20 protein-coding genes are annotated in these 21850 nt (G+C 61.7%); 13 read left to right on the plus strand and 7 right to left on the minus strand.

The genetic code is table 11. The features are described 5' to 3' along the window. Positions 1 to 61: 61 nt before the first annotated feature. The 3 genes from QZ190_RS17455 (at position 62) to gshB (ending at position 5054) form a co-directional block, all read left to right on the plus strand. On the plus strand, positions 62 to 1558 hold the full coding sequence (locus QZ190_RS17455) for an AMP nucleosidase (protein ID WP_291918987.1): 1497 nt from the start codon (positions 62 to 64) through the stop codon (positions 1556 to 1558). A gap of 91 nt (positions 1559 to 1649) precedes the next feature. Further along, positions 1650 to 3938: an alkaline phosphatase PhoX gene (locus QZ190_RS17460; RefSeq protein ID WP_291918989.1), complete on the plus strand. Its 2289-nt coding sequence runs from the start codon at positions 1650 to 1652 to the stop codon at positions 3936 to 3938. 174 nt (positions 3939 to 4112) lie between these two features. Further along, a complete protein-coding gene (gshB, locus tag QZ190_RS17465; RefSeq protein ID WP_291918990.1) occupies positions 4113 to 5054 on the plus strand; it encodes a glutathione synthase in 942 nt (313 codons plus the stop codon). A 27-nt stretch (positions 5055 to 5081) separates the two neighbouring features. On the opposite strand, the gene QZ190_RS17470 is transcribed toward gshB, so the two are convergent. The 6 genes from QZ190_RS17470 to QZ190_RS17495 all read right to left on the minus strand — a co-directional run bounded on the left by QZ190_RS17470 (position 5082) and on the right by QZ190_RS17495 (position 11009). Beyond that, positions 5082 to 5843 carry a hypothetical protein gene (locus tag QZ190_RS17470; RefSeq protein WP_291918992.1) on the minus strand — a complete coding sequence of 254 codons (762 nt, stop codon included), beginning with the start codon at positions 5841 to 5843 and terminating at the stop codon, positions 5082 to 5084. 18 nt (positions 5844 to 5861) lie between these two features. Further along, a complete protein-coding gene (locus tag QZ190_RS17475; RefSeq protein WP_291918994.1) occupies positions 5862 to 6626 on the minus strand; it encodes a class II glutamine amidotransferase in 765 nt (254 codons plus the stop codon). 3 nt (positions 6627 to 6629) lie between these two features. After that, positions 6630 to 8156 carry an MFS transporter gene (locus tag QZ190_RS17480; protein WP_291918995.1) on the minus strand — a complete coding sequence of 509 codons (1527 nt, stop codon included), beginning with the start codon at positions 8154 to 8156 and terminating at the stop codon, positions 6630 to 6632. Continuing rightward, the gene (locus QZ190_RS17485) at positions 8153 to 8410 is read right to left on the minus strand and encodes a cysteine-rich CWC family protein (RefSeq protein ID WP_291918997.1); all 258 of its coding nucleotides are present in this window, start codon (positions 8408 to 8410) and stop codon (positions 8153 to 8155) included. Before QZ190_RS17485 ends, QZ190_RS17480 begins: the two co-directional genes overlap by 4 nt. 12 nt (positions 8411 to 8422) lie before the next feature. Beyond that, entirely contained in the window at positions 8423 to 8656 is a 234-nt protein-coding gene (locus QZ190_RS17490; protein ID WP_291918999.1) for a hypothetical protein, read from the minus strand. Positions 8657 to 8777: 121 nt separating this feature from the next. After that, positions 8778 to 11009: a malate synthase G gene (locus QZ190_RS17495; protein WP_291919001.1), complete on the minus strand. Its 2232-nt coding sequence runs from the start codon at positions 11007 to 11009 to the stop codon at positions 8778 to 8780. Between the two features lie 210 nt (positions 11010 to 11219). Between QZ190_RS17495 and QZ190_RS17500 the strand changes: the two genes are divergently transcribed. Next, positions 11220 to 12149, plus strand: coding sequence for a hydroxymethylglutaryl-CoA lyase (locus QZ190_RS17500; protein WP_291919003.1), 930 nt, complete (start codon positions 11220 to 11222; stop codon positions 12147 to 12149). A 73-nt stretch (positions 12150 to 12222) separates the two neighbouring features. Further along, a complete protein-coding gene (locus QZ190_RS17505) occupies positions 12223 to 13149 on the plus strand; it encodes a LysR family transcriptional regulator (RefSeq protein WP_291919005.1) in 927 nt (308 codons plus the stop codon). A 171-nt stretch (positions 13150 to 13320) separates the two neighbouring features. Here QZ190_RS17505 and QZ190_RS17510 read toward each other — a convergent pair whose 3' ends face one another. Then, positions 13321 to 13659 carry a PsiF family protein gene (locus QZ190_RS17510; RefSeq protein WP_291919007.1) on the minus strand — a complete coding sequence of 113 codons (339 nt, stop codon included), beginning with the start codon at positions 13657 to 13659 and terminating at the stop codon, positions 13321 to 13323. Positions 13660 to 13847: 188 nt separating this feature from the next. Between QZ190_RS17510 and argS the strand changes: the two genes are divergently transcribed. The 8 genes from argS to QZ190_RS17550 all read left to right on the plus strand — a co-directional run bounded on the left by argS (position 13848) and on the right by QZ190_RS17550 (position 21841). Beyond that, complete coding sequence (argS, locus tag QZ190_RS17515; RefSeq protein ID WP_291919009.1) at positions 13848 to 15545, plus strand: arginine--tRNA ligase; 1698 nt, start codon at positions 13848 to 13850, stop codon at positions 15543 to 15545. 11 nt (positions 15546 to 15556) lie between these two features. Further along, positions 15557 to 16186 (plus strand): SPOR domain-containing protein, encoded by a 630-nt coding sequence (locus tag QZ190_RS17520; RefSeq protein WP_291919010.1) that lies wholly within the window; start codon positions 15557 to 15559, stop codon positions 16184 to 16186. Between the two features lie 33 nt (positions 16187 to 16219). After that, positions 16220 to 16861, plus strand: coding sequence for a thiol:disulfide interchange protein DsbA/DsbL (locus tag QZ190_RS17525; protein WP_291919012.1), 642 nt, complete (start codon positions 16220 to 16222; stop codon positions 16859 to 16861). 150 nt (positions 16862 to 17011) lie between these two features. Continuing rightward, a complete protein-coding gene (gene lptA / locus QZ190_RS17530) occupies positions 17012 to 17641 on the plus strand; it encodes a lipopolysaccharide transport periplasmic protein LptA (RefSeq protein ID WP_291919014.1) in 630 nt (209 codons plus the stop codon). Then, positions 17638 to 18399, plus strand: coding sequence for an LPS export ABC transporter ATP-binding protein (gene lptB, locus QZ190_RS17535; protein ID WP_291919017.1), 762 nt, complete (start codon positions 17638 to 17640; stop codon positions 18397 to 18399). Before lptA ends, lptB begins: the two co-directional genes overlap by 4 nt. Positions 18400 to 18436: 37 nt before the next feature. Further along, on the plus strand, positions 18437 to 19978 hold the full coding sequence (locus tag QZ190_RS17540) for an RNA polymerase factor sigma-54 (protein WP_291919018.1): 1542 nt from the start codon (positions 18437 to 18439) through the stop codon (positions 19976 to 19978). 10 nt (positions 19979 to 19988) lie between these two features. Beyond that, positions 19989 to 21308, plus strand: a complete 1320-nt coding sequence (locus QZ190_RS17545) for a THUMP domain-containing protein (RefSeq protein WP_291919019.1) — start codon at positions 19989 to 19991, stop codon at positions 21306 to 21308. Further along, positions 21305 to 21841 (plus strand): putative toxin-antitoxin system toxin component, PIN family, encoded by a 537-nt coding sequence (locus tag QZ190_RS17550; RefSeq protein ID WP_367114250.1) that lies wholly within the window; start codon positions 21305 to 21307, stop codon positions 21839 to 21841. The genes QZ190_RS17545 and QZ190_RS17550 overlap by 4 nt, the downstream gene beginning before the upstream one ends. The last annotated feature ends 9 nt before the right edge of the window (positions 21842 to 21850 follow it).

Genomic DNA, 21850 nt, shown 5'->3' on the forward strand with positions numbered 1-21850 from the left:
CACCTGCCCCAGAATGCACAGACTGAGCCACTAAACTCAACGCACCCTTTCAGGACACCCCATGCAGCACTTGCCGCCCTTCATCGCCCCTTCTGAGCACCACGATGCCGACAGCGCCTTGGCGCAAATTCAGCACATCTACCTGCACAGCGTGAACCACCTGCGCCAGGCCATGCGCGAGTTTGTGGCAGGCGCGGACATGACGGACACCCGGGTGCGGGCGTTTTACCCCTTTGTGCGGGTGCAGGTCAGCAGCGCCAGCCGCAAAAGCGCGGGGCTGGACAGCCGCCTGAGCTACGGCTTTGTGGCCGAGCCGGGCCGCTTTGAAACCACCCTCACCCGGCCCGACCTGTTCGCTTTTTACATCCGCCAGCAACTGGCGCTGCTGCTGCAAAACCACGGCGTGAGCCTGCAGGTGGGCACCAGCAACCAGCCGATTCCCATCCACTTTTCTTGGGCCGAAGACGAGCACATGGAAGGCAACCTGAGCCCCGAGCGCCAGGCCCTGATGCGCGAGGTGTTTGACCTGCCCGACCTGGCCGCCATGGACGACGGCATTGCCAACGGCACGCACGAGCCTGCAGCCGCCGAGGCGCGGCCGCTGTCGCTGTTCACCGCGCCCCGCATCGATTACTCGCTGCAGCGCCTGCGCCACTACACAGGCACCTCGCCGCGCTGGTTTCAGAACTACGTGCTGTTCACCAATTACCAGTTCTACATCGACGAGTTCATCGCGCTGGGCCGCGCCGAGATGCAAAACCCGGACAGTGAATACGTCGCCTTTGTCGAGCCCGGCAACATGGTCACGCGCCGTGTGGGCCTGGCACCTGAGGACGTGGACGCGATGGGTCAAACACCGCCGCGCCTGCCGCAAATGCCTGGCTACCACCTGGTGCGCAAGGGACACAGCGGCATCACCATGGTCAACATTGGTGTGGGCCCGGCCAACGCCAAAACCATCACCGACCACATCGCTGTGCTGCGCCCGCACGCCTGGCTGATGCTGGGCCACTGCGCGGGCCTGCGCACCACGCAGCTGCTGGGCGACTACGTGCTGGCCCACGCCTATGTGCGCGAAGACCATGTGCTGGACGAAGAACTGCCGCTGTGGGTGCCGATCCCGGCGCTGGCCGAGGTGCAGGTGGCGCTGGAGCGGGCCGTGTCCGAGGTCACGGGCTGTCATGGTGCAGACCTCAAACGCCTGATGCGCACCGGCACCGTGGCCAGCACCGACAACCGCAATTGGGAGCTGCTGCCCGACAACAAACCGCAAAGGCGTTTTAGCCAAAGCCGCGCCGTGGCTCTCGACATGGAAAGCGCGACCATTGCTGCCAACGGTTTCCGCTTTCGGGTGCCCTACGGCACCTTGCTGTGCGTGAGCGACAAGCCCCTGCACGGCGAGATCAAGCTGCCCGGCATGGCCAACCACTTTTACCGCGAGCGGGTGAACCAGCACCTGCAAATCGGCATCCGCGCCGTGACGCTGCTGCGCGACGCAGGCCCTGAGCAACTGCACAGCCGCAAGCTGCGCAGCTTTGCCGAAGTGGCATTTCAATAAATCCCTATTTATCGAGTCAATCAACCGTAATGAAAGTTTCACAAAGCACCAGCACACTGAGTTTTTCAACTGTGCTTTTGGAGCTTTCACCATGTCACATGACTTTGATCCGATCAACAACCATTCCAACAACGAACACTTTCAAGACGTACTGACGCGTGCTCTGGAAAACCCGTCACGCCGATCCATTTTGCGTGGTGGCTTGGGTTTGGCATCCATGTTCGCCTTGCCCATGTTGCCGGGATGCGGTGGCGCCAGCGCAGCGGCTGGTTTACCCACACTGCCTACAAGCAGCACACTGGCTTTCACGGCGGTCAACAAAAGCATTCTTGATCAAATCGTCTTGCCGAGCGGCTACACCGCCAAAATTTTGCACGCCACAGGCGACACCTTGAGCCCATTGGCGCCAGCCTATTCAAATGCCGGCACAGAAACAGGTGACAGCTGGGAAAATCGAGTAGGCGATCACCACGATGGCATGCAGCTTTTCTACATCGATGCCAACAACAAGGCCACTTACACCGCCACCAACAAGGCGGTGATCGCGATCAACCATGAAAGCTCGGCTGACGCTCACTTTTTGAACCCCACGGGCCAGACATCGGGGGGGGTGACCGGCAAGAAGTTTGACCAATTTGGCTCTTGGGATGCCCTGACTCGCCCTGGCGACCAAGTCCTCAAAGAAATCAATCTGCACGGCGTGTCGATCGTAGAAGTCACCTTGGACATCAACGGCAAACCCACGGGTTACAACGCCACATCCAGCATGAACCGTCACATCACCCCCCAGACCTTGATGAATGTCACCGGCCCAGCCGCGCATTTGGCTGACTTGAAAGCCATGATGGTGACCAAATTTGACACCACTGGCGCGACTGTGCGTGGCACCTTGAACAACTGCGGCCATGGTGCGACCCCATGGGGCACTTACTTGGCTTGTGAAGAAAACTGGGCGTTTTATTTCAACATTGCGACTGGCGCAGCCGCCCCGACGGACGCAAAGACATTGGCGTCGCGTACCCGTTATGGCGTGGCCAAAACCGCTATCGCTGCGGGTGCAACCGCTGCGTCAGGTCAAGGTTGGTTCACCCCTACCGACCTGGCAGATGACAATCACCGTTTCAGCCGCTGGAACGTTGCAGCGGGAGGCGCCACCGCTGCCGATGACTTTCGCAATGAGCCCAACACTTTTGGCTATAACGTCGAGATTGACCCCGCCAACCCCAGCGCTGTACCCGCCAAGCGCATGGCCATGGGGCGCTTTGCACACGAAGCTTGCGTGTGCAGCATTCCGGTGGTTGGCAAGCCCTTGTCGTTCTACATGGGTTGTGACAGCCGCAATGAGTACATCTACAAATTTGTCACCACGGCCAACTGGGATGCGGCAGACATCGGTGGCGGTATCGTTGCTGGCAACAAATACTTGAACGAAGGCAAGCTCTATGCAGCCAAGTTCAACAGCGACGGTTCCGGGCAGTGGGTTGAACTGAGCATGAGCAACAGCAGCATCAGTGGTTACAGCTCTTTTGCTTTTGCCAACCAAGCTGAAATTTATGTGCACACCCGACTGGCTGCTGACGCAGCCGGGGCCACAAAAATGGACCGCCCGGAATGGGGCGCGGTCAATCATGCCAATGGTGAAATTTACTTTGCACTGACCAACAACTCATCGGCCAACCGAACCCCAGCGAAAGTCGATGCAGCCAACCCTCGCGCTTACAACGACCCGGATGGCAACAAAGGCAGTGGCAACCCGAACGGCCATATCATCCGCTTCAAAGAAGCTGGTAACTTGTCAACGGCCGCAACCTTCACATGGGATATCTTCCTGTTTGGTGCGGAAGAAGATTCCTCGTCCGATGTGAATATTTCCCAATTGACCGCCAAGAACAGCATGTCTTCCCCTGATGGCCTGTGGTTCAGCAAAAGCACGGGCATTTGCTGGATCCAAACCGATGATGGCGCTTTCACCGACGAAACCAACTGCATGTTGCTGGCCGCCGTGCCTGGCACAGTGGGTGACGGCGGAGAGTTTGTGGTGAACAACTCGTTAACTGCCAACGGCGTGACGACCACAGGCAAACAGAAAACTTTTGTAGGCGGCATTTTGGGTGAATCGCGTTTGCGCCGCTTCTTGGTGGCTCCCAAGGGGGCTGAAGTCACAGGTTTGACGGAAACCGCAGATGGCAAAACTTTGTTTGTGAACATCCAGCACCCCGGTGAAATGACCACAAAAATAGGCACCAGTCCTGCCTTTAGCTTCCAAAGCCAGTGGCCAGGCAACGGTGGTGGCTTACCTTCTGCCTATGGCCCTTCAGGCCGCCCTCGCTCTGCCACGTTGATGATCACGAAAGACGATGGCGGGAAAATTGGCTTGTGACCCACGGTCACGGATAGCCGCAGAAGAGATGGACTGAGCACGTCCTGAAAGCCAAGCGAAAACGCTTGGCTTTTTTGATGGCGGCTGCGCTCACATCTACAGCGCTTATCTGCTTTGCAGATGCGCGTACCGCAAGTGACCCGCACATTCACAGCTGCCCTCTAAAATGATCCCATGCATATCCTCTTCATTGCCGACCCCCTCGAGTCCTTCAAGATTTACAAGGACACCACGTTTTCGATGATGCGCGAAGCGCAAAAGCGCGGCCACCAGGTCGTGGCCTGCCAGATGACCGATGTGCGCTGGCAGCAAGGCGAAGCCGTGTCGGCCCAGGTGCGCGACATCACACTCACTGGCCAGCCAGACGCCTGGTTCACCCAGACCGCCACGCGCCGCGCCAACCTCAAGGACTTTGGCGCGGTCATCATGCGCACCGACCCGCCTTTCGACAGCGAATACTTTTACGCCACCCACCTGCTGAGCCAGGCCGAGCGCGAAGGCGCCAAGGTCTTCAACAGCCCGGCCGCCTTGCGCAACCACCCCGAAAAGCTGGCCATACTGGAGTTTCCGCAGTTCATCGCGCCGACCTTGGTCACGCGCAGCGAGGCCGACATCCGCGCCTTCCATGCCGAGCACGGCACCATCATCTTGAAACCCCTGGACGGCATGGGCGGCACAGGCATCTTCAAGGTGGGCGCAGACGGCCTGAATTTGGGCGTGATCATCGAGACCCTGAACCGCGGCGGCGCACAAACCGTGATGGTGCAAAAGTTTTTGCCCGGCATCGCGCAAGGCGACAAGCGCGTGCTCTTGATCGGCGGCAAACCGGTGCCCTTTTGCCTGGCCCGCATTCCCCAAGGCGGCGAAGTTCGCGGCAACCTGGCCGCAGGCGGCAAGGGCGTGGCCCAACCGATTTCAGCGCGTGACCGCGAAATCGCTGAAACGCTGGGACCGATCCTATTTGCACGCGGCCTGATGCTGGTGGGCCTGGACATCATTGGTGAGAGCCTCACCGAGATCAACGTGACCAGCCCCACCTGCTTTCAGGAAATCACCGACCAGATGGGTTGTGATGTGGCGGCGCTGTTTTGGGACGCGGTGGAAGCGGCGCTTTAAGGGGCAGGGTCTGGCCATCACACAACATCACTTCAAGCCTGTGAGGACGGCCTCTTGGATGCAACGCAAGGGTGGTGCGTCAGTCAGCACCAAATTCATGCGCATGGCTTGGTCGTTTACCGTCATCTTAGATATAACGGTGCTGCCTCGGGTGCCATCTTCGCACTGAAAGGTGCCGACTCCAGACACCTGCGCCCCTGCTTGACTGGCTTTAAAGGTGATGTCGCAACTTCCCGTCTGCAACAAATAAGTATGGGCTGCCGTTTGTTTGGTAATGCGCATCGTGCCGTAGTCAATTTGGTTTTTGTTGTACCCGGGGTAATCGCAACCAACATAGGTGCTCTTGTTCACAAAACTCCAAGTACCCGTGATGTCCGTTGTGTCATACGTGAAGCGCTCCAATGCCATCGTACCCTCCTTACCGTCAAAGCTGTAATTGAATTGGGCATGGGTATCAGAGCTAAAAGTGATGCTGGCCTCACCCACAAGGGTTTGCTTGACTTGCGAGGCTGAATATCCCGGCCCCGGTGCAGGGCCTGTACCTCTGTATAAACCTGCTTTCAAAACGGAACCATTCAAAGGCCCTGCCATGGTGAGGTAGCTCGCTTTGCCATCCTCACCATAGTTGTACCAAGCAACCACCACTGTATTGCCCTGGTGACCAACATTGAAACCCATGCCACTTTGCTGGGGGTCCCACCACCAATCCTGGTAATTGCCAGCGTACGACAGAGCGCTCAAAAGTGCCAGTAAAGTACCCGTCAAAATTTCACATAACTTTTTTTTCATGCTTCTCTCACTTTGTCATCAAAAACTAAGCTGGCCTTCTTCAAAAGTGTAAACGCGACCTGGTTCAAAAGTTGTCCAGGCCTCGTCGGTGGTCAAGGGCGCGGTCACCACCACCGCCACCCGGTCGGTCTCGCGGGTGTGCTCGGCAAAGTTCACGCTCAAGTCCTCGTCACTCAAAGTCGCACGGTTGAAGGGGTGCTTGCGCAGCACATAGTGCAGGTTCGTACTGGCGTGCGCCCACAAGGCCTGTCCGTTAGACAGCAAGAAGTTGAAGGTGCCAAAGCGGGCGATCTGCGGCACCAGCTCGCGCAGCGTGAGCGACAGCTCTTGCACACTGGGCACGCTGGCGTGTGACTTGGCCAGCTCCTGCATCAGCCAGCAAAACGCCCGCTCGCTGTCAGTCTGGCCCACGGGCTTGAAGCTGCCGTGCAGGCGCGGCGCGTAGTCCACCAAGTTGCCGTTGTGCGCAAACACCCAGTAGCGGCCCCACAGCTCGCGCACAAAGGGGTGGCAGTTTTCCAGGCTCACTTCGCCCTGCGTGGCTTTGCGGATGTGGGCGATGACGTTCTGGCTTTTGATCGGGTAGCGGCGAATCAGGTCGGCAATGGGCGAGGTGCTGGCACTTTGGTGGTCCACAAAGTGGCGCACGCCCTGCCCTTCAAAAAAGGCGATGCCCCAGCCGTCACCGTGGTGGTCGGTGATGCCGCCGCGCTGGGCAAAGCCGCTGAAGCTGAAGGTCACATCGGTGGGGGTGTTGCAGTTCATGCCGAGCAGTTGGCACATGGTTCAGTCTTTCTTGGAAGGCGTTGGCGCCTCACCCATTTTCCAGGCGGCCAACAAGGCCAAGGCCGTCATGGTGGCCAGAAACACAAAGGTCTCGTTGAAGGCACGTAAATCGGCGCTGCCCGGGCTGCTTGAAGCCAAGGCGTACACCGCCAAACGCCACTCCAGCACGATGGCGCAAATGCTCACGCCCGCCGCACCACCCAGCATGCGCACAAAACCAATCACACTCGACGCCTGCGGGATCAGGTCTTTGGGCAATCCCCGCATCGCGCCCAGGTTGAGTGAAGGCAAGATGAAGCCCAGGCCAATGCGCCCAAGGATCACCAAAATCCACAGCAGCGCTAAGCCCGCCGCGGGGTGGACCAAGGGCATGAGCGCAAACGACAGCGCCAGCAAGGCCAAGCCCCAGCTCACCCAATGGGCGGGCGGCATGCGGTGCGACAAACGGCCCACCGCCGCGATGGTCACGGCCAGCAAAATGCCCGCGGGCAACAAGGCGGCGCCAATGTAGGACGGTGACAGCCTCAAACCCATTTGCATGTAGACAGGCAGCAAATAGGTCGAGCCAAACAGCGCGATGCCGTAGGTGAACGACACCAGCGCCCCCATGGCGAAATGGCGGTGGCCAAACACCTGCAGGTTCATGAGCGGGCCGCGTCGCACCGGAAGAACAGCTTGGCCTTTTCGGCCCGAAGAGGCGCGGCGCAAACGCCCGCCCGGCTGCAACAAATGCCGCTGCCAAGCCACAAACACCGCCATGCCCACGCCCGCCAGCACCAATAGGGCCACGGCCACCGTGTGATCGTCGCCGCGCAGCTGCACCAGACCGTTGAGCAGCATCAAGGTCGAGGCGCTGGCCAGCGCCAGCCCGATCCAGTCCAGGCCCGGGCTGCCCGCATCGGCCTGCACACCGCCCGGGGCCGACGTGGGCACATAGCGGCGCGACAGCCACAGCGCCACCATGGCCAGCGGCACCACCATGAAAAAGATCGAGCGCCAGCCGAACACATCGACCAACACCCCGCCAATGCTGGGGCCAATGGCGGGGGCCAACACCACACCCATGCCAAACAGCCCGCTGGCGCGGCCCTGTTCGTGCGAGGCGAAGGCCCGCAAGATGATGATGGCCGGGATGGGTTGCACCACACCCGCCGCCAGGCCCTCGGCCACGCGTGCGGCCATGACCAGTGGAAAATCATTGGCCAAGCCGCCCACCACACCGCCGCCCAGCAGCAGCCACATGCACACCTCGTACACGCGGCGGTAGCCGTAACGCGACAGCAGCCAGGGCGTGGTCAGCATGGACACCGTCATCGCCACCATGAAGCCCGAGGTGACCCACTGCACCCGGCTTTGGCCCAGGGTGAAGTGCTGGCTCATGTCGGGAATGGCCACGTTCAAGATGGTGGACGACATCACCGCCGCCATGGAGCCCAGCATCACCGACAGCAGCAGCAACCAACGGTGCCGCTCGCCATAACGCGCTTGCAGCGCTTGCAGGCTGTGGGGGCCTTGGGCCAGGCTCATGCAACGTCGCTTTCGCTTTCGCCTTGGCTTTTGCCTTGAGACGGCTGTTCGGATGCCGCCACGCAAGCCGCGCAAATGCAGGCCTTGTTGCGCGCCGCTTCGGGCACTTGTTTCAGCAAGTCGGCGCTGAACTGAACCAGCGTGCACCAGCACGGCCCGGGCGCAGCAGCCCCGGTGTTGGGCGTGGCCATGGCGCAGGCGTTGGGCTGCCCGCACAAGGGGCAGCGGCAGGGGTCAAGGGCGGGCTGCGTCATGGCGGTGAAATCTCAGTTTTTGCCCTGGCGGCGGCGCTGCGCGTCACGCCACAGTCGAATGGCCAGCACCACCATGGGGACGGTGTGCAAGAAGAAATCAAAGATGTCGATGGGTTTGCTCAGGCTGCCTTGCAGGAGCATGCGCCACTTCTCCACCAGATGCGGCTCGGGCACAAACGGGGCCCCCGCCAAATAAACGGCAATGCCCACCAGCCACAACATCGGAATCCGGTCTATCCAGCGCATTGCGCCCTCCATAAAACCCTATTTTCAGGCATGCTCGGTGCCGCAACGCATGACCCACAGCAAAACGGCTCCCGAAGGAGCCGTTTTTTCAAGCGTCAGACCCTGTCCGGTCTGAATTCGTTCAGGCCGCCTTGACCTTCAAACGCCAGGCGTGCAGCAAGGGCTCGGTGTAGCCGCTGGGCTGCGCTTTGCCTTTGAACACCAGGTCACACGCCGCTTTGTAAGCCGCCGACTTGGCGAAGTTACCGGCCATAGGCTGGTAAGCCGCGTCGCCCGCGTTTTGCGCATCCACCACAGCGGCCATGCGCTCCATGGTTTGCTTGACTTGCTTTTCGGTCACCACGCCGTGCTGCATCCAGTTGGCCATGTGCTGGCTGCTGATGCGCAGCGTCGCGCGGTCTTCCATCAGGCCCACGCCGTTGATGTCGGGCACCTTGGAGCAGCCCACGCCCTGATCAACCCAGCGCACCACATAACCCAAAATGCCTTGGGCGTTGTTGTCGAGTTCTTTTTGCTTGTCTTCAGCCGACCAGTTGGCCGCGTCTTTGGCCACCACGGGGAACTGCAGCAAAGCGTTGAGGGTGTCTTCGCGCAATTGTTTCGGGTCTTGCTTGGCCACGGCCTTTTCCATCTGCTTTTGCAGGGCGGGCACGTCCACTTGGTGGTAGTGCATGGCGTGCAGCGTGGCGGCGGTGGGGCTGGGCACCCAAGCGGTGTTGGCACCGGCCATGGGGTGGCCGATTTTGGCTTTCAACATGTCGGCCATCAGGTCGGGCATGGCCCACATGCCTTTGCCGATCTGGGCGCGACCGCGCAGGCCGCAGGCCAGGCCCACGTTGACGTTGTTCTTCTCGTAAGCACCCAGCCAAGTGCTGTTCTTGATGTCGCCCTTGCGCATGACGGGGCCGGCCAGCATGCAGGTGTGCATCTCGTCGCCCGTGCGGTCCAGGAAGCCCGTGTTGATGAAGGCCACGCGGCTCTTGGCGGCAGCGATACAGGCTTTCAAGTTGGCGCTGGTGCGGCGCTCTTCGTCCATGATGCCCAGCTTGACGGTGGACGGCTTCATGCCGATGACTTTTTCAACGCGGCCAAACAACTCGTCGGCAAACGCCACTTCGGCGGGGCCGTGCATCTTGGGCTTGACGATGTAAACGCTGCCGGTGCGGCTGTTGCGCAGGGGGTGCGATGACTTTTTCTGCAAGTCCACCAAGGCGCAGGTCACGGTGACCATCGCGTCCAGGATGCCTTCAGGGATCTCTTTCATGGTGCCGTCGGCGGCTTTGTAGAGGATGGCGGGGTTGGTCATCAGATGACCGACGTTGCGCACAAACATGAGCGAGCGGCCGTGCAATTTCACGGTGCCTTTGCCAGCAGGTTTGGTGTACTCGCGGTCACCGTTCATGGTGCGGGTGAAAGTCTTGCCGCCCTTTTGCACTTCTTCGCTCAGAGTGCCTTGCAAAATGCCCAGCCAGTTGGCATAGGCCAACACTTTGTCGTCGGCGTCCACTGCGGCGACCGAGTCTTCCAAGTCGAGGATGGTGGACAACGCGCTTTCAGCGATCAGGTCGGACACGCCAGCGGGGTCGGTCTTGCCGATGGGCGTGGACTTGTTGATTTGCAGGTCCAGGTGGATGCCGTTGTGCACGAACAGCACGGATGCGGGGGCCTTGGCGTCACCGGTGTAGCCCACGAACTGTTTGGCGTCGGCCAGTGTGGAGTTTTTGCCGTTGGCCAGGGTCACGACCAGCTTGCCCGCTTTCACGGCGTAGCCCTTGCTGCCGACATGCGAGCCGGTCTTCAGGGGTGCCGTGCGGTCGAGCACGTTGCGGCAGTAGTCGATGACTTTGGCGCCGCGCTTAGGGTTGTAGCCCGTGCCTTTTTCACAGCCGTCAGCTTCGCTGATCGCATCGGTGCCGTACAGCGCGTCATACAAAGAACCCCAACGGGCGTTGGCCGCGTTCAGGGCGTAACGGGCGTTCAGGATCGGCACCACCAACTGAGGGCCTGCCAACTTGGCCAGCTCTGCGTCTACGTTGGCAGTGGTTGCTTGGGCGTTGCGTGGCTCTGGCACTAGGTAACCGATTTGGCTGAGGTATTTGCGGTAGGCCTTCATGGCCTTGCCTTCTGCTACGGGGCCGGGGTTGGCGGTGTGCCACTGGTCCATGGCGGTCTGGATGCGGTCGCGCTCGGCCAGCAAGGCGATGTTTTTCGGGGCCAAGTCGGCCACGATGTCGTTGAAGCCTTTCCAGAACTTGTCTGGGTCCACGCCGGTGGCGGGCAACATCTGGTCGTTGATGAAACTCAGCAGCGGGTTGGCCACTTGCAGGTTGTGGATCGCGGTGCGTGCAGTCATGAAAACCTCTGGGGTCAAGTCAAAAAAATGGGGGGTGGCTTCTGTTGAAAGCAGGCAAGCTGCCATGAAGCCCATGGGATCAAACACTCTATTCTAAATTTAGACGCCGATAAACCCGCCAGATCTTCATAGACCCATGACTTTTATGCACAAATGCAGGGCGATTTGCTCAAGCCCCAACACCGCTGCGCACTGCGGTTTAATTCAGGCATGACACGTCTCCCCAGCCCAGAAATCCTGATCAGCGAAGTTGGCCCGCGCGATGGCCTGCAGTCGGTCAAGACCACCATGCCCACCGCCGACAAGCTGCGCTGGATCGACGCGCTGGCAGCGGCGGGCTTGCGCGAGATTGAAGTCGCCTCGTTTGTCCCCGCCCAACTCTTGCCGCAAATGGCCGATGCCGCGCAGGTGGTGCAGCACGCCCTGCGACACAGCGGGGTGCGGGTGATGGCGCTGGTGCCCAACTTGCGCGGTGCCCAAGCGGCGCTGCAGGCCGGGGCGCAAAAGCTCACCTTGCCCGTATCGGCCAGCCACGCGCACTCCATGGCCAACGTGCGCAAAACGCCGGAAGCCATGGTCGAAGAGGTACGGGCCGTCTTGCGTCTGCGCGACGAGATCGCGCCCGGCGTGCCGGTGGAGGTGGGCATGTCCACCGCCTTTGGCTGCACTTTGCAAGGCCCTGTGCCCGAGGGCGATGTGCTGCTGCTGGCGGCCCAACTGGCGCAGGCGGGGGTCGACGAAATTGGCCTGTCGGACACGACCGGCATGGGCAACCCGGCGCAGGTCGCGCGCTTGTTCAAGGCGCTGTTCAGCGAAGTGGGCGCCTTGACGGGCGCCGCCCACATGCACAACACCCGAGGCCTGGGCCTGGCCAATTGCCTGGCCGCCTACGAGGCAGGGGTGCGCACCTTCGACAGCTCGCTCGGCGGTTTGGGCGGCTGCCCTTATGCGCCGGGTGCTTCGGGCAATGTGGTCACCGAAGACCTGGTCTTCATGTTCGAAGCCATGGGCGTGTCCACCGGGGTCGACATGAACCGGCTCATGGCCGCCCGCGAGCCGCTGCAAGCAGGCCTGCCTGGCGAGCCGCTGTATGGCATGACGCCCGAAGCGGGATTGCCCAAAGGCTGGCCTGGCCGTTGAACACCACTGCGCGCGCACCAATCTCACGCCAAGACGGCGGCATTGCAACCTTGAACCCGCATAATCGGGTCGCATGGACAAGCTCAAAGCCTTCGAAACCTTTGTCTCGGTTGCCACCAAGGGCAGCCTGACCGCTGCGGCCCGGGCTGAGGGCGTGGCCCCGGCCATCATCGGTCGCAGGCTCGATGCGCTGGAGGAAAACCTGGGCGTGAAGCTGCTGGTGCGCACCACACGGCGCATCACCCTGACCCACGAAGGCAGTGCTTTTCTGGAAGATTGTCAGCGCTTGCTCACGGATGTGGCCAATGCCGAAGCCAGCGTGTCGGCAGGCGGCGTCAAGGCCAGCGGGCATTTGCGCATCACCGCCCCGGCCGGGTTTGGCAGGCGCCATGTCGCCCCACTGGTGCCGCGCTTTCGAGAGCTGCACCCCGATGTATCGATTTCGCTGAACCTCAGCGACCGGGTGGTGGACCTGGCCGCCGAAGGCTTTGACTGCGCGGTGCGTGTGGGCGACCTGCCTGACAGCTCGCTGGTGAGCGTGCGCATGGCCGACAACCGCCGTCTGTGCGTGGCCACTCCGGCGTATTTGGCGCGACGCGGCACACCTTTGCAGCCGTCCGACTTGCTGCAGCACGACTGCCTGACTTTGTCGAGCGACGCCTCGCAAACCCGGGGTTGGGCTTTTCGCAACCCGGCAGATGGCGGCCAGGACGTGGTGCACTTGCGCCCGGGCGGGCCACTCGACTGCTCGGACGGGCAGGTGCTACACGACTGGTGCTTGGCCGGTTACGGCATCGCCTGGCGCAGCACTTGGGAAGTGGAGGGCGAAATCCGCTCAGGCCAGTTGGTGGCCGTGCTGGAAGACTTTGCCGCGCCACCCAACGGCATTTTTGTGGTCTTTCCGCAGCGCAAGCATTTGCCGCTGCGGGTGCGGCTGTGGATCGACCACCTGAAACACCATTACGCGCAGCCCGGTTACTGGCAAGCGGCCGAGGGATAAGGCCGCACAGCCGCCTCTGTGATGGGCAGGGGCCATGCCATTTGCCCAAGGGAGGGCACCTGAAAAAATTCGCCTTTGGCCCATCCACTCGAACTTGAATCGGTTTCTCCAAAAGAAATGCGCCCGCTGTAGCGGGCGCATCACACTTGGCGAAAAACTGGCGACTTGCTTTTACTTCTTCAAGCACTCTGACATGAAGGCCTTGCGCTCATCGCCTTTTTTGCCAGCAGCTTCGGCATTGCAGGTCTTCATTTTGTTTTGCTGCTTTTCTTGCTTGTTGGCACTCAGGCAGTCCTTCATGAAGGCTTTGCGCTCGTCGCCTTTTTTGCCTTCGGCCTCTTTGTTGCAAGTGGCCATCTTGTTTTGCTGAGGTGTTTTCTCGGCTGCAGGGGCAGATGCGGCAGGCGCAGCGGCGGCGGCAGCAGCTGCTGGCTTGACGGGGTCGGCTGCGAAAGCCATGCCAGAAACCAAGGCAAAACCCAAAGCCGCGATAGAAAGGGTGTGACGCATGTGTGAACTCCGAAAAAATGATCCAAGAACAAATGACACCGCACAGGTTTGTGCAGTCCACCCCTTAACGCGCCAACGGGACCGAGGGGCGACAGCAGTTGTGACCAACTGTAATTGCTGCACATAAAACCACCCATGGCACCTGCCCGGCGGCGCAGACTGGCCCCGCCCCCGTAAAATCGCGCCCTATGCTTTCTGCCAAACAACATTTGCTCACGGCCCTGGCCGCTGAACTGGAAAAACTCCAAACCGGCGCGGGTGCGCGTGCGGCCTTCGAATCGCCCAAAGTGGCCGCCCATGGCGACCTGGCCTGCACCGCCGCGATGCAGCTGGCCAAAGCCCTCAAGCAAAACCCCCGGCAGTTGTCCGAATCCCTGCGCATCGCCTTGCTGGCCACCCCGGCTTTCGAGCGCTGGGTCGACGCCATCGAGATCGCCGGACCCGGCTTCATCAACATCCGACTGAAAGACGCGGCCAAGCAAGCCGTGGTGCACGAAGTGCTGCAAGCGGCCGAATGCTTTGGCGAGCAGCCTGCCCAGCCCCACAAAGTACTGGTCGAGTTCGTCTCGGCCAACCCCACTGGCCCCTTGCATGTGGGCCACGGTCGCCAAGCGGCTTTGGGCGACGCCATTTGCAACCTGCTCGCCACCCAAGGCCAGCAGGTCTACCGTGAGTTTTATTACAACGATGCGGGCGTGCAAATCGGTACGCTGGCCAACTCCACCCAGCTACGGGCCAAGGGCTATAAGCCGGGTGACGCCGAGTGGCCCAGTGGCGAAAATGCCCCGGCTTACAACGGCGACTACATCCAGGACATTGCCAACGACTTTCTGGCCAAAAAGACCGTCAAGTCCGATGACCGCGAATTCACCGGCAGCGGCGATGTGAATGACCTGGACGGCATGCGCCTGTTTGCCGTGGCTTACCTGCGCCGCGAGCAAGACCTGGACCTCAAAGCCTTTGACGTGCGCTTTGACAACTACTACCTGGAGTCAAGCCTCTACACCAGCGGCAAGGTGGATGCCGCCGTGCAAAAGCTGCGCGATGCGGGCAAGACCTACGAACAAGACGGCGCCCTGTGGCTCAAATCCACCGACTACGGCGACGACAAAGACCGCGTCATGCGCAAGGGCGACGGCACCTACACCTACTTTGTGCCCGACGTGGCCTACCACATCGCCAAGTGGGAACGCGGCTTCACCCGGGTGGTCAACATTCAGGGCACCGACCACCACGGCACCATTGCCCGCGTGCGTGCAGGTTTGCAAGCGGCCAACGTCGGCATCCCCGAGGGCTACCCCGACTACGTGCTGCACACCATGGTGCGTGTGATGCGCGGCGGCGAGGAGGTCAAGATCTCCAAGCGGGCAGGCAGCTACGTGACCTTGCGCGACCTGATCGAGTGGACCAGCAAAGACGCGGTGCGTTTCTTTTTGCTCTCGCGCAAACCCGACACCGAATACATCTTTGACATCGACCTGGCGCTGGCCCAGAACAACGACAACCCGGTGTATTACGTGCAATACGCCCACGCCCGCATTTGCTCGGTGCTGGCCGCTTGGAAAGAAAAAGACGGTGGCGATGTGGCCTCGCTGGCACAAGCCAACCTGTCGCCCCTGCAAAGCCCGCAGGCCCATGCGCTCATGCTGGCCCTGGCCAAGTACCCCGAGATGCTGACGTCTGCCGCCAACGACTTCGCGCCGCACGACGTGACGTTTTACCTGCGCGATCTGGCCTCGCTGTACCACAGCTACTACGATGCCGAGCGCATTTTGGTGGACGACGAAGCGGTCAAAAAAGCGCGTCTGGCGCTGGTGGCAGCCACCGCGCAGGTGCTGCGCAACGGCCTCAAAGTGCTGGGCGTTTCGGCCCCGCAAAAAATGTGAATGGACACGGCATGACTTTGAACAAACAGGGCGGTGGTACTTTTCTAGGCTTCATCATCGGCTTGGTGTTGGGCCTGGGCGTGGCTTTGGCCGTGGCCATTTACGTGACCAAGGTGCCCACGCCGTTTTCCAACAAAAACCAGCCCCGCACCAGTGCGCAAGACGTGCAGGAAACCGAAAAGAACAAGGACTGGAACCCCAACAGCGTGCTGCAGCCCAAGGCCCCGGCCGAGCCTCCTGTTGCGCCAGATACCAGCGCGGCAGTGACAGCACCCCAGACCGCAGACAAAGCCATCACCCCGCCCCGCCCTGCTGTGACGGCTGACCCTTTGGGCGATCTGGCCAAAGCCAAGTCGGGGTTGAACACGCCCGCTACACCCTCAGCCCCCGCCGACGCCAGTGACCCTTTTGACTATGTGGTGCAGGCCGGCGCCTACCGCACCAGCGCCGATGCCGACGCCCAAAAAGCCAAGCTCGCACTATTGGGCCTGGACGCCAAGGTTTCTGAGCGAGATCAAGCCGGGCGCGTGGTTTACCGCGTACGCTTGGGGCCTTTCAGTGATAAGAACGCCGCCGAACGCGTCCGGGCCCAGCTCGAAAGCAACGGCATCGACAACACCCTGGTTCGCCTGCAACGCTGAACCACCCAAGCAGCACCCCCTACAGGAGTTCTCATGAAACGACGCCTTTTCTCCACCGCCATGCTGACTGCGACCGCCTTGATGGGCACTGCATCTGCTTGGGCGCAACAAGCCTTCCGCTCAGGCAAGGACTACATCACCCTGGAACGCCCCGTGGCCGCCGAAGCGGGCAACGGCAAGATCGAGGTGCTGGAGTTCTTCTGGTACAGCTGCCCCCACTGCAATCAGTTTGAACCCGCGTTCGAGCAGTGGGCCAAAAATGCCGCCAAAGACGTGGTGGTGCGCCGCGTGCCTGTGGCTTTCCGGGACGACTTCGTGCCCCAGCAGCGCCTGTACTACACCCTCGAAGCCATGAACCTGGTCGAGAAGATGCACATCCGCGTGTTCACCGCCATCCATGGCGAAAAACAGATGCTCAACACCGATGCCGCCGTGCTGGCCTGGGCCGAAAAGCAAGGCATTGACAAAGCCAAGTTCGAGCAGACCTACAAGTCCTTTGGTGTGGCCACCAAGGCCAAGCGTGCCGTGCAGCTGCAAAACGACTTCAAGATCGAAGGCGTGCCTTCGCTGGGCGTGGCGGGCCGTTACTACATCGACGGCACCCTGGCTGGCAGCATGCCGCGTGCCCTGCAAGTGGCCGACGCGCTGATCACCCAGACCCGCCAGGGCCGCTGAGTCCCCTGGGCATTCCAACGGAATGCACGCCCCGAAGCCCGCCGCTGACCCGTGCGGGCTTTTTTGCGCCCACCCTTTGATTTTTTGCCCTGCTGCGGGCGCGATGCGGGGCGCTTGCACCTACAATGGAACAGATTCACAGCAAGATTCATGCCCCTCACAACACCCTCTTCACTTCGCTTGGCCCTTTGGTGCCTGTTGGCCGTTTGCGCGAGCTTGCTGGCTCTGCCCAGTCGGGCCGAAAAAGCCGACCGCGACCAGCCCATGCAGATCGAAGCCGACAGCATGCGCCACGACGAAGCGCGTCAGCTGACCCAGTTCACCGGCAAGGTGCAAGCCATCAAGGGCACGCTGGTCTTGCGCGCCGCCCGCATGGAGGTGCAGCAAGACGCCAAAGGCCGTCAAGTGGCCCGACTCTGGGCGGCCCCATCCGAGCGGGTGTTTTTCCGGCAAAAGCGTGAAGGCGTGAACGAATTCACCGAAGGCGAGGCCGAACAGGTCACGTACGACAACCAAGCCGACATCATCACCCTGAGCCAACGCGCCGAGGTGCGCATCTTGCGTGGCAACCAGGTGGCTGACCAACTCAACGGCCACACGATCGTGTTCAACAACACCAGCGAAGTCATGACCGTGGACGGCCAGGCAGCCAACGGTCCGGGCCAACGCGTGCGCGCCATCCTGACACCCCGCAATGCGGCGTCAGCGCCAGCAGCCAATTCAGCCAGCGCGCCCGCCTTGCGTACCAGCCCTGGCCTCATGCCCACCCAAAAACCATGAGCACTGCCGCTGCCGCCGACAGCCGCCTGCAAGCGCGCCACCTCAAAAAAGCCTACGGCAGCCGCAAGGTGGTGCATGACGTATCGGTGCAGGTGGGCAAGGGCGAAGTGGTGGGTTTGCTTGGCCCCAACGGCGCGGGCAAAACCACCTCTTTTTACATGATCGTGGGCCTGGTGCGGGCCGATGGCGGGCAGATCCTGATCGACGGCCAAGATGTGACTCGCATGCCCATTCACAAGCGCTCACGCATGGGTTTGTCCTACTTGCCCCAAGAGGCTTCGATTTTCCGCAAGCTCTCGGTGGCCGACAACGTGCGGGCCATTCTGGAGTTGCAAACCGATGCGCAAGGCCGCTCTTTGTCCAGTGCCGAAGTGGAAAAGCGACTGACTGAATTGCTGGGCGATTTGCGGGTCGACCATTTGCGCGATTCGCCCTCGGTGGCGCTGTCAGGCGGTGAACGCCGCCGCGTGGAGATCGCACGCGCCCTGGCCACCGACCCGCGCTTCATTTTGCTGGACGAGCCTTTTGCCGGCATCGACCCGATTGCCGTGATCGAAATCCAGCGCATCATCGCTTTCCTCAAGCAGCGCGGCATTGGCGTGCTCATCACCGACCACAACGTGCGCGAGACACTGGGCATTTGCGACCACGCCTACATCATCAGCGAAGGCCGCGTACTGGCCGAAGGCACGCCCGACGAGATCGTGGCCAACGCCGATGTGCGCCGGGTGTACCTGGGCGAACACTTCAGGATGTGATGGAAGCGAACCCTGTTCTCGATTTGAAAGCACAGCCATGAAGCCCGGCCTGTCGCTTCGCATGTCCCAGCACCTGGCGCTCACGCCCCAGTTGCAACAATCGATCCGCCTGCTGCAACTGTCCACGCTGGAGCTGTCGCAAGAGGTCGACCAGATGCTGGACGAGAACCCTTTTCTGGAGCGTGCCGAAGAAGAAGCGCCCGCCGAAGCCTTTGGCTTGGACCAAGCCGACACCCATGTCAGTTTGGGCGACAGGGTCAGCGAAAGCGCCAGCACCGCCAGCAGCAGTGACGACAACGCCAGCGAAACCCGCGACGAAGCCGTGACCGACGTGGCCGAAAGCTGGGATGGCGATGGCAGCGTGGACATGCGCGCCGACGACAGCGAATGGGGTGGCGACGCCCCAGCCCGGCAAAACACCGGAGAAGAAACGGCCGATGCCGTAGACCTGGCCCGCAGCAGCGGCTCGCTGACCGACTTCTTGCACCGCCAGGCCTTGTCGCTGCGCCTGTCCGAGATCGACCGGGCCGCACTGCGCTTTCTGATCGAATCGCTCAACGACGATGGCTACCTGACCGACACCTTGCCAGAGCTGGCCGCTGGGCTTGCAGGCACCGACGACTTCGAGCAACTCGACGAGCTGGTACACCGCTTCACCGTGGCGCTGGGCTTGCTGCAATCGCTCGAACCCGTGGGGGTGGGCGCACACGATCTGGCCGAGTGCCTGCGCATACAAATCAAGGCACACCTGAAAGACGCGCCCGATGACGAGGTGGCCCAGGCTGCGCTGGCCATGTGTGCCCAGCCACTGGAGATGCTGGCCAAGCGCGATTTCAAGCGCCTGGCCGTGTCTTGCGGCTTGAGCGAAGCCGTGGTCAAAGCCGCCATCCCCTTCATCGCCCGGCTCGAACCCAAGCCCGGCCGTCCCTTTGTGCAGGCCGAGCAAAACATCATCATTCCCGACGTGCTGGTGGTGAACACCAGCAAGACGGCCACGCCCAAATTCCGCATCCAGCTCAACCCCGACGTGATGCCCAAGCTGCGTGTGCACGACATCTATGCCAACGCCCTGCGCGGCGGCAAGGGCGACAACCATGCGGGCCTGCAGCAACGCCTGCAAGAAGCGCGCTGGTTCATCAAGAACATCCAGCAGCGCTTTGACACCATCTTGCGCGTGTCCACCGCCATCGTGGAGCGGCAGAAAAACTTCCTCACGCATGGCGAGCTGGCCATGCGCCCGCTGGTGTTGCGCGAGATCGCCGACGAGCTGGGCATGCACGAGTCCACCATCAGCCGCGTGACCACGGCCAAATACATGTCCACGCCGCAAGGCACCTTTGAGCTGAAGTATTTCTTTGGCTCAGGGCTGGGCACCGACAGCGGCAGCGCCGCATCGAGCACCGCCGTGCGGGCGCTCATCAAGCAGTTTGTGGCCGCTGAAAAACCCGCCAAGCCCCTGTCGGACAACCAGATTTCCGAGATGCTGAAAGAGCAAGGCATCGACTGCGCCCGCCGCACGGTGGCCAAGTACCGCGAAGCCCTGAAGATCGCGCCCGCCAACCTGCGCAAAACCCTTTGAGAGTATTTGAGTGAATTCATTGAACCTGTTCATGCCTTGCGCCGCGGGCGTTGAGGGCTTCTTGGCCGACGAGGTGCACGCCATCACGGGCCTGACGGGCCACGACCTGATGACCGGCCGTGGCGGCGTGATGGCCCGCGCCTCCTGGCGCGACGCCATGCGCATCAACCTGCACAGCCGCCTGACGCAGCGCGTGCTGGTGCAGCTGTCGGTGACCGACTACCGCAACGAAAACGACCTGTACAACGCCGCCAGCGAAGTGGCCTGGGAAATCTGGTTCACGCCCAAGCAAACTTTCAAGATCGACATCACCGCGCAGCACAGCCCGCTGACCAGCTTGAACTTTGCCGCCCTCAAGATCAAGGACGCCGTGGCCGACCGCTTTCGTGCCAAGCGTGGCGAGCGCCCCAGCGTCGACACCGCCTGGCCCGACGTGCGCATCTACGCCCACCTCACGCCCGAAACGGCCACGCTCTACATCGACACCTCGGGCGAGCCCCTGTTCAAACGCGGCTGGCGCACCGACAAGGGCGACGCCCCGTTGAAAGAAACACTGGCCGCCGCCATGATCGCGGCCAGCGGCTGGGACGGCACCACACCGCTGTACGACCCCTGCTGCGGCAGCGGCACCATCCCGATCGAAGCGGCGCAAATCGCCTGCGGTATTGCGCCCGGTTTGCAGCGCCGCTTTGGCTTTGAAAAATTGCTGCCCTTCCAGAACCACGTCTGGCAAGGCCTGATCGAAGAAGCCCGTGACCTGGAACACGAGCCCACCGCGCCCGTCTTTGGCAGCGATGTGGCCTTCCGAATGGTCGACTTTGCCGAGCGCAATGCCGAGCGTGCAGGCGTCTCGGGCGTGATCGAGTTCCGGGGTGGCGACGCCCTGCAACGCATGCCCCCCAGCGAGACACCAGGCGTGATGCTGCTCAACCCGCCCTATGGCGAGCGCATTGCCGCAGCGGGTGTGGCCGGGCGTGGGCGTGACAACTTCCAGCCGGGTGCCCTGGCCAGTTCCCGAGCTGCCACCCCAAGCCACCACCGCGAGACTGCCCAGACCGATGACGGCGGCGACTTCTTCGCCCAACTGGCCAGCCACTGGAAGAAAAACTACAGCGGCTGGAGCGCCTGGATGCTCACGCCCGACCTGAAGCTGCCCAGCAAAATGCGCCTTAAAGAATCGCGCCGCGTGCCCATGTGGAACGGCCCCATCGAATGCCGCCTGTTCCGCTTTGACATGGTCAAAGGCAGCTTGAAGCGCGTGCCTGGCGACGGCACCAACACCCCAGCGGGCACGCCCGGCACCGACACATCAGGAACATCTGCACCATGAGCCTGGAGGTGGGCTTGGGCTCGGAAGTAGCTGCACAGTTGGGTACTCAGGTAGGCCTTGAGGGTGGCCGAGAAGTCGGCACGCCCCAGCGCCATGCTGCGGTCGCAGTCGGGATTCAAGCACCAACCCGCCGCGTGCTGGACACCAACATCGTGCTCGACCTGTGGGTGTTTGACGAGCCCAAGGCCGAAGCCCTGCGCACCAGCTTAGAGAGCGGCAGCACGCACTGGCTGGCCACCGCCGCCATGCGCGAAGAGCTGGCCCGCGTGCTGGCCTACCCGCAAATCGCCAAACGCCTGACGCACCGCCAAGTGCCAGCCAGCGTGGTGCTGGACCACTTTGACCGCTGGGCCCAACTGCAGCCCGACGCGCCCAAAGCCCCCTACGCCTGCAAAGACGCCGACGACCAAAAATTCATCGACCTGGCCGTGGCTCACACCGCCACCCTGCACAGCAAAGACGCCCAAGTGCTCTGCATGAAAAAACGCCTGGAGCGCTGCGGCGTGGCGCTGAACCCGGCCACAACGTTTTGAATCACCTGA

This window comes from Limnohabitans sp., from assembly GCF_017848645.1.
Lineage (GTDB): Bacteria > Pseudomonadota > Gammaproteobacteria > Burkholderiales > Burkholderiaceae_C > Limnohabitans_A.